2 protein-coding genes are annotated in these 3317 nt (G+C 74.4%); one reads left to right on the top strand and one right to left on the bottom strand.

The genetic code is table 11. The features are described 5' to 3' along the window. A partial coding sequence (locus tag M0P34_RS14510; protein WP_291500390.1) for an FAD-dependent oxidoreductase occupies positions 1–1884 on the top strand: 1884 nt, incomplete at its 5' end. A 150-nt stretch (positions 1885–2034) separates the two neighbouring features. Here the strand turns inward: M0P34_RS14510 and M0P34_RS14505 are convergent. Beyond that, positions 2035–2277: a hypothetical protein gene (locus tag M0P34_RS14505; RefSeq protein ID WP_291500388.1), complete on the bottom strand. Its 243-nt coding sequence runs from the start codon at positions 2275–2277 to the stop codon at positions 2035–2037. Positions 2278–3317 lie beyond the last annotated feature (1040 nt).

Raw genomic sequence — 3317 nt, 5'->3', positions numbered from 1 at the left:
CTGGCCCCGTGCGACCCCGCCAACGTCCTCGGCTACCGGCCCTGCGTGGGCATGGTCGGCGGGCGCATCTACTTCCGCGGGCCGCACCAAGGCTTCTCCGAAGCCGACGCAAAGCTGGTGGAGATCGACGACGCGGCCTGGGGCTGGCTCCAGGCGGGCCTTGCGGACTTCCTGGAGCGCATCGGCCGCCCCGAGGCCCTGCCCGGGCTGGCCGTGCGCGGGCAGTGGCAGTGCATCGCCGCCCGCTCGCCCCACGAGAAGCTGGGCAAACGGCGCCGGAGCATGGGAGAATTCCGGGCCCAGGTCTGGGACGCGGAACTGGGACGCGGCGGACTCATCGGCGACCTGACCAGCCTGGACCGCTCGCCCATCCCGGTGATCACCACCGGCGACCTGCGCCGCCACGTCCCGGTCTGGGAAAACCGCAAGTACGCCCCGCCCTGCCAGTCGGCCTGCCCCAGCGGCATCCCCGTGCGCGAGCGCTGGGGGCTCATCCGCGCGGGCCGCCTGGACGAGGCCGTGGACCTCGCCCTGCGCTACACGCCCTTCCCGGCCACGGTCTGCGGGCACCTGTGCCCGAACCTGTGCATGTCGGGCTGCACGCGCCAGTCGCAGCTGATGGCCCCGGTGGACGCCAAGGCCCTGGGCCGCGCGGGCCTGCGCGCCCGCGACCCCGAGCTGCCGCCCCTGTCGGGCGCGCGGGTGGCGGTGGTCGGCGGCGGCCCGGCGGGCATTTCCGTGGCCTGGCAGCTGCGCCTGCTCGGCCACGCGGCCACCGTCCACGACCGCGCCGGGGAGCTGGGCGGCAAGATCAGCGCCCAGATCCCCTCGGGACGCATCCCCAAGGACGTGCTGGACGCCGAACTGGCCCGCGCCCGGCGCGTGCTGGAACACGCCAGCCTGGGCCGCGACCTGACCCGGGAGGATTTCGAGACCCTCCTGGCCGAAAACGATTTCGTGGTCCTGGCCACGGGCTCCCAGAAACCGCGCCTCCTGCCCGTGCCGGGCAGGGAGCGGCTGGTGCCCGCGGGCGATTTCCTGCGCGCGGCCAAGGCCGGGACGGCCGAGGTCGGGCGGCGGCTGGTGGTCATCGGCGCGGGCAACGTGGGCTGCGACGTGGCCAGCGAGGCCGGGCGCCTGGGCGCGCGCGAGATCACCCTCATCGACGTGCAGCAGCCCGCGAGCTTCGGCAGGGAGCGCGAGGAGGCCGAAAAATACGGCGCCACCTTCCGCTGGCCCTGCTTCACCAGGGAGATCACCGCCGAGGGCGTGGTGCTCTCCACCGGCGAGCTCATCCCCGCCGACACGGTGGTCATCTCCATCGGCGACATGCCCGACCTGGACTTCCTGCCCGACTCCATCGCCACCGAGCGCGGATACGTCACGGTGAACGACGCTTTCCAGACCACCAACCCCCGCGTGTTCGCCATTGGCGACGTGGTGCGCCTGGGCCTCCTGACCCAGGCCATCGGCGACGGGCGGCGCGCGGCCGTGGCCATCGATTCCATCCTCGCGGGGGCCCGGCCCCTGGGCGAAACGGCGACAATGAACGAAAGCCTGCGCGCGCGCCTGGAGTATGTGGACGCCGAGGGCCGCCTGTCGGAAACCATCGACACCACGCGGGTGACCCTGGCCTACTTCGACCCGCGCAAGACGAGCTTCGACGGGGTGGACGACTGCGCGGCGCAGTGTTCGAGCTGCGGCTCGTGCCGCGACTGCGGGCTGTGCGTGACCATCTGCCCCCAGGGGGCCATCTCGCGCCGCGAGGCCGGGGAGGAGTTCGAGATGGTCTGCGACGCCGCGCGCTGCATCGGCTGCGGCTTCTGCGCCGACGCCTGCCCCTGCGGCATCTGGAACCTGGTGGCGAACACGCCGCTGGAATAGCCCCGTGCCCCCCGGCGCCGGAACGGCGGCAGGCCCGGGCGCCGGGGGGCCTTCGTCCGCGCCCCGGCGGACCGCGCCCGGGCAAAACACAAGGCCCGCCGTCTTCGAACGGCGGGCCAGTCCTTTCCCCGGAGGCGATTTGCTGCGAGCCTAGGCGTATTCGACCGTCAGGCTGTCCTCGAACAGGGCCGTCAGGCGGATGGACTTGCCGTCGGCCTGGAACTCGTGGCTGTTGGCCGGGAAAAGCTGCACCGAGGCCGTCCACTCGTCTCCGAAGAAGATGTCCTTGGCTTCGCCGTTGCTCTCGAACCTGAGCCTGGTACCATCCTGGAACGACATGATCTCCCCGTGATGCAGGGCGCACGGGATGTTGGCGGATGTGTAGTCGCTCATCGCTCCCCTCCTTGTTGGCGCTCCGGGTTGCCCGTTGCATAACACCTTGCCCAAAAAAGAACAAGCGGCAATGGATTTATTGACGAAAGGCAAGGCGGGACGCCTTGCCCGGCGTCGTCCCGCATGCGCAGGGCCGGTGGCCGCGGCGGCGGCGCGCCCCGCCGCCGGGGCACGGCAAGCCCGGCGCGGGAACACTCCTGCCCGGGGCCCCGCCCCGGCGATGCGCGCGGGGGCGGGACCGGGCGGCGCGGCGCGGGACCGCGTGAGCCGGGGGGCAGAACGGAAGGCGGGGCGCAAGCAGGCGCGAGGCGCGCGCCGGACGAGACGCCGGACAGGGCGCGGGGCGGCGAGAGGCAACGAGCCCCGCGCGGCGCACGCCGCTGCGGGCAGTCGGGCGCGGGGCGGGGTAACATGGGGCAAGCCGGTGCAACGACGAAGCGCAAAGGGGACGTGATCCGTACGCCGGACGAGGCGCCAGACAAGGCGCGGGGCGGCGCGGCGTAAGGCAACGAGCCACACAGGGCACGGCGCAGGCCGCTGCGGGCAACCGGGTGCGGGGCGCAGACGCTCCCGGCCCGGGGCCCACGCGCCGGGCCCGCGCAGGCGGGAGTTTCCGGACTACAGCGGCCCGGCCCGGTCGCCCCGCCGCCGCGCCCGGCCCGCAAAAACGGAACGCTCCGGGCGCCGGGCCCGAAGCGTTCCCCTGGCGGCTTTTCCCCGGGCGGGCGGGATTCGCGGCCATGCGCCCCCCCCAAAGCCCCGCCTCCGGCGTTCTCCCGGGCCGGGCGGGCGCGCCCCGGCCCGGCACAGGGGCCGGGAAGCGTCCCCGGGGCGGCGCCTCGCCGCCGGGCCGGGCGGCGCCGGGCGGCCAGGGATTTCCGCGCCCCTCCCTGTGTTCTGCGCCCTTCCTCCCGCGCCCGGGCCGTTTCCGCGCTCTGCGCCCGGGCCACCTCGCGCTCTGCGCCTTCTCCCCTTGCCCGGCTCGCCCCGCGCTCTGCGCCCTTCTCCCCGCGCCCGGCCCGCTCCCGCCGCGCGGGCCG

Source organism: Desulfocurvus sp., from assembly GCF_023230885.1.
In the GTDB taxonomy this organism is placed as follows: Bacteria; Desulfobacterota; Desulfovibrionia; order Desulfovibrionales; family Desulfovibrionaceae; genus Desulfocurvus.
This window is presented reverse-complemented; position numbering and strand designations above follow the sequence as displayed.